Annotated in this window: 5 protein-coding genes; 1 reads left to right on the forward strand and 4 read right to left on the reverse strand. The window is 52.9% G+C overall.

Annotated features, from left to right (window positions below; translation table 11 throughout):
• The 4 genes from AKU79_RS19620 to AKU79_RS01385 all read right to left on the reverse strand — a co-directional run.
• A partial coding sequence (locus AKU79_RS19620) for a hypothetical protein (protein ID WP_231580072.1) occupies positions 1 to 187 on the reverse strand: 187 nt, incomplete at its 3' end.
• 344 nt (positions 188 to 531) lie between these two features.
• A complete protein-coding gene (locus AKU79_RS01375) occupies positions 532 to 1,944 on the reverse strand; it encodes a sensor histidine kinase (protein WP_050521801.1) in 1,413 nt (470 codons plus the stop codon).
• Between the two features lie 205 nt (positions 1,945 to 2,149).
• Positions 2,150 to 2,839 (reverse strand): N-acyl amino acid synthase FeeM domain-containing protein, encoded by a 690-nt coding sequence (locus AKU79_RS01380; protein WP_050521802.1) that lies wholly within the window; start codon positions 2,837 to 2,839, stop codon positions 2,150 to 2,152.
• A 26-nt stretch (positions 2,840 to 2,865) separates the two neighbouring features.
• Positions 2,866 to 3,600: a class I SAM-dependent methyltransferase gene (locus AKU79_RS01385; RefSeq protein ID WP_231580073.1), complete on the reverse strand. Its 735-nt coding sequence runs from the start codon at positions 3,598 to 3,600 to the stop codon at positions 2,866 to 2,868.
• A gap of 703 nt (positions 3,601 to 4,303) precedes the next feature.
• On the opposite strand from AKU79_RS01385, the gene AKU79_RS01390 reads away from it, so the two are divergent.
• Positions 4,304 to 4,531, forward strand: coding sequence for a hypothetical protein (locus tag AKU79_RS01390; RefSeq protein WP_197087174.1), 228 nt, complete (start codon positions 4,304 to 4,306; stop codon positions 4,529 to 4,531).
• Positions 4,532 to 4,935: the final 404 nt, after the last annotated feature.

The raw sequence follows: 4,935 nt of genomic DNA on the forward strand, positions 1-4,935 counted from the left end.
CAATCTGCACAGCGGTGTCAGCATGTTCGGCCGCTTCTGCGACCGGCTCAGCCGTTACGCGCACCTTCAGCCGCACCCCTGACACAGCCGTCGCCCCAACCGTCCCAGCACTTTCCCCATAGATCGCACCAAGACCCCCGCGGCTTCCTCCTTGGGAGGTTTTCCAACGCGGGTCGTGGTCGCGCAAATGCGCAGCGTATCGCCGCGACCCGCATCAGAAAACCTTCACCAAAACTGACATTCCCAAAGTGTCGCGACGCCGCAGTGGAGCTTCTCCAAAGCGGACCTCGGTGATCATCGCAGCAATATGAGGCATTTGAGGTCCAGTACCAGCCGACATTTGCAAGGAATGTATCGCACGGCGTTATCGAGCCTAAGTGAGCCAAGAGAAATACAACAAAATCAGATCTTTACTCGAAAGACGGATAATTCAATTTCCTGCGGCCCCCTTTTGTCTTTGGAGTTTTCATCCCACCATGCGCCTTCATACATAGACGAATCTTACCCCAAATTCAACGAATTGCGCCCGCCTCAAGCCGACTTCACGAGCGGTTCGAGGTTGGCACTCGGGCGACTTTCGTTTGTCAGTTGGTCGAATTCTATAAAAAAGGTTGAACCCACGCCCAGTGCGCTGACGTAATCGATGGTGGCATTGTGGCGCTCGACGATCTGCTTGGATATGTTGAGCCCAAGGCCGGTGCCGCCTGCCTTGCGAACATCGGAGGAATCCACTTGGCTAAACTTTCCGAATACGCAGTCCTTGGCGCCGTTCGGAATACCCAATCCTTCGTCTTGGACCGAAATACGGATGCGCCCGCCGAGGTTTTCCACACGCACCTTCACCGTTCCGCCTTCGTAGGAGAACTTAAGGGCGTTCGACAGCAGGTTGGCCATCACCTGGATCAGACGGTTGTGGTCGCCTGTGATCTGGCAAGCCTCTTCGCAGGGCTCGGTCGTGACATAGATGCCGAGCTTGCTGGCATAACCTGAGGTGGCCTTTATTGCTTCGTATACTAGGTCGTTCGCATTGATAGGCTTTAAATGAAACACCACTTCGCCGGCCTCAAGCTTTTGCATATCGAGGAGGTCTTCAATCAGGACGGCGAGGCGTTTCCCGTTTCGGGTCGCAATGCTGATGAGGGGCTTGAGGCCTAGGGGCAGCAAACCGAGCTTGTCGTTATTTATGAGTTCGAGAGATCCAATGATCGAAGTCAGCGGCGTGCGTAATTCATGGCTGACTGTGGCCAAGAATCGCGACTTGACCTCCAAGGCATCTTTAGTGTGCTCGTTTTCTTCTTGTATCAGATTCATCTGTTCTCGCCGCTCTTGGTAGCCGAGGTAGAACTTCAGTGATATGTCGCTAATGAAGTATAGCACAAAGATAATAGTGAAGAACTCCAACCAGATGTGGGAACTGAGCGGTGGGCGATAACGAAACACGTCGAGAAGCGATATGTATAGAAACGCAAAGCCGTAGATCGAGAGCCGCAAGATCAGGATGCCCATCATTTGGCTATTGTACATAGCTGCGAAGACCGAGGCAGAAAATAAGAAGAAAAGCGGCGTAAAATGCCCGGCCGATGCCTCCTGCTGAACCGCAATGTTGATGATAAAAACGCTGATCGCCAACCCACTCGCGACCGTGTTTAGTGCGATGCGCTTGAGGATCTGCCGCCCCACGACTGGGTCCCGACCATCCCAGGTTTTGGACTTGCTACCGAGTAGCTCATCGAGCACTTCGGTAAGGATTACAAAGACGTAGCACGCGAAAATTGAGATTGGGTCGAAGTAGAGTGCCGCCAGTATGGCTGAAACGAAAAAACTCCCCTGCCGCTTCCATAAAAGCTGGTTGGTAAGGAGGATGTAATCCTTGATACTCTGTTCTCTACCGTAGGAAGTAAACCAGTCACCCCGTGTCGCCCAAAGTGTGCTTAGGTTTTGCATTGTTATCTCCGGCAGCGCTCGAGATTGCACGCTAAAGCTGAAATGCGTTTAAAATTGTCCATTTGCAAGGCAAAGAGCGTTCATTCTGATTCTACTTTGAGGCGATATTGCGACAGTCAACGTGGCGCGTTATCGGCTATGCTGCAATATGCGTTGGAAGCCATTAACGCTTAGCGACCTGAGGAATGAGCACGACATGGGTCTATCAGGCCGCTTTGGAACTGCCATCCGTTGAAGCGACATAAACCCCCTGAAGATTCGGAAAAGCAATGTTCGAATGTGGGATCTCGTCCACGAGACCGAAAACCGGTATGCGTGCCAGAACCGCGTCGCGCTGCTCCCGAACTTTTGCGGTTAGAAGCTGTGTGGGTTTTTTCAACCCTGGATAGCTTCGTGGTTCCATCGAGACCTCATAGCCAAGGTAGCGGCGGTAGAATGCGGTGTGCTCGACCCGCACGGCAGCAAGGGCCAGGTCGATGTCGTAGAACATTGTGGCAAGAAATGGGATACGCAGAACGAGGAAGTGCAATGGTACTCGCTGTTTACGAGCTTCAGGAGCGATCACAAAACGGGTCGAATCGAGGGCCGTTTGTCCCCGCTTGAGCATATCCAGAACCTCTGGGAACACCTCCAGCGTTGGCGATGTGAGCGAGAGCTTTGACACGAGATGCAGCCGCACCGCCGCCAACATCTTACCATCCATTTCAACCGCGACATGTACGCAATTCGGGGTCTCGTCGAACGGGTCAGTCATGATGCAACGCTCGTTTTCCGCGATCGACCTTTCGGCGCGATAGCAATTGTAGCGCAGGCGGTATATCTGCTCGAGGTCCTGACTGCTGGTCAGAACTTTGTAGCGGGAGCGCTGCAGCGCCTCAATGACTTGATTGTTCATGGCAGGTTCTTTCCGCTCTTGCAGGACTATGGCGTTGCGCGACAGATAAGGAGGTCGCTGTAGCCACGATAAACGGTTTCCTGTCTAAGGATTTCGAAACCGGCTGCGGCAACAGCCAATGCAATCTCAGCCTCGGTGTGCGTCCAGTAGACACCTTTTTTCTGCGCTTTGAGGATGGCATTGTTCTGCTTGGCAATCTCTCGGCCCTGCCAAAAGACTCGGAGCGCGCCTGCCAGCCCCAGTTCTTTTTTCAGGTTTGAGAACAGGTAGCTGCGCCAGTCGGTCACGTTCATGTAACGACCGAGATCAATGAGGTAGAGCAAGCCACCCGGCCGGAGCAACCGGCGCAAGTCACCGAGACGTTGCTCTTGCCCTGGCATCGCGTACAGAGAGTGGATGCAAATGACCAGATCAGCCGTGCCTGGGGCATCGAAATCTTCAAGCGTGCTGCTGTCATATTTGATATTGCGGAAGGCTGCCAATTTGGACCGCGCCGACGCAATCATGCCCCCGTCGGGTTCTACCAAACTTACCTCGCTATTAGGGCATACACGGGCCGCGATCTCAGTGTAGTTTCCAGTGCCACCACCGATGTCATATATCAATTGAGGCATCTCTATGGCTGTAAGAAAAACCTCGAAACCCTGCAGTAGGGCTTGGTATTCGGGGTTGTGCTCGGACAACAGATCATAGGCCGTCGCATAGGCGCTCCAATCGGGACGCACAGACAGATCGGCTGTTTCAAATTGATCAACTTTCACGGGAAATGACCTCTCAGCAAGAACTGTGTGGCCGCATAGGAGAAAACCTATAAAGTCACGTTTTAATTGTTTTTTGTGACTGGCTTCTTGTCAAAGACGTCACGCAGTAAAATGACATTACAAGGACTTTAAGCAACAATACAACCATTAAGTGTTAATTGTTTCCATTGCGACGACGGTGTGATCACTCTTCTGTGGCCTGAATTCAGATCGTTAAAAGTAAGGCATTTGGTTCAGTTGGCTCGTCGTCGCGGCGAAATGTGCTACCAGATAAGATTGCAGCCTTAAGTTGAACCGCTGATCGAGTGGCTTTGACCCATCTGGTACCCATCAGGACCACCCCGATAGACCTCGTAAGACCGTCCAACACGCAGCACAAAGTTTTAGGCGCGCCGCAAATAAATGTGGCGCTGAAAAGGCAAAGGCGTCGAGTTACCGATGGTAAATTCCGCTGATCCGCCAAAGTACGGCCCCAATTTTCGACTACAAACGGACGATAAGTAGAGTCGCAATAACTTTGGAGTGATGATGAAAATATTGGCGAGTTATGACGATCCGACAGCGCTGGATCTCGTTGCCCATTTTCTCGGTATCGCAATACACGACAACGACAATGCAGCGCCCTCGGCAAGTTCGGCGCCTGTGTGTAACGGAGGACAGCCGCATGATTTACGCGAGTGTCCCAAACCTGCCCCCGCGCAATGTGGACGAACTGTTGTTCCACATGCCCACCATTGCCAAGTCCGCAAACGCAGAATGGGAGCGGCGCTTGTCACTTAGCATGATGCAACAATCACCGCGGCGCGGCTGGTGTCCTTCTGACAAGCAAGCCGCCATGATGCACAAATTGGTAAGTGCCTTATTCATTAAGGTTCGCGGTGATGATGAGGAATTTCATCTGATCGATGACTACCCACAGACCGCGGCATGAATTCCTTTAGCGATGAAATAGGCATCCAAGGCAGGTATCGGTGTCAGGAAGTGTTAATTGCAATGTTATGGTGAATGTCTGGTTTTTCATGATCAGGTTAGTGGCAATGCACCCGCAGCGAAGGTGAAGGTTTTCTGATGCGGGTCGCGGCGATACGCTGCGCATTTGCGCGACCACGACCCGCGTTGGAAAACCTCCCAAGGAGGAAGCCGCGGGGGTCTTGGTGCGATCTATGGGGAAAGTGCTGGGACGGTTGAGGCGACGGCTGTGTCAGGGGTGCGGCTGAAGGTGCGCGTAACGGCTGAGCCGGTCGCAGAAGCGGCCGAACATGCTGACACCGCTGTGCAGATTGTGGTGCTTTCCGTCGTTTTTCGCGCCGCGGAGCGATAAGCGCATACGGGCTG

The organism is Pseudorhodobacter wandonensis (genome assembly GCF_001202035.1).
GTDB classification, from domain to species: Bacteria; Pseudomonadota; Alphaproteobacteria; order Rhodobacterales; family Rhodobacteraceae; genus Pseudorhodobacter; species Pseudorhodobacter wandonensis.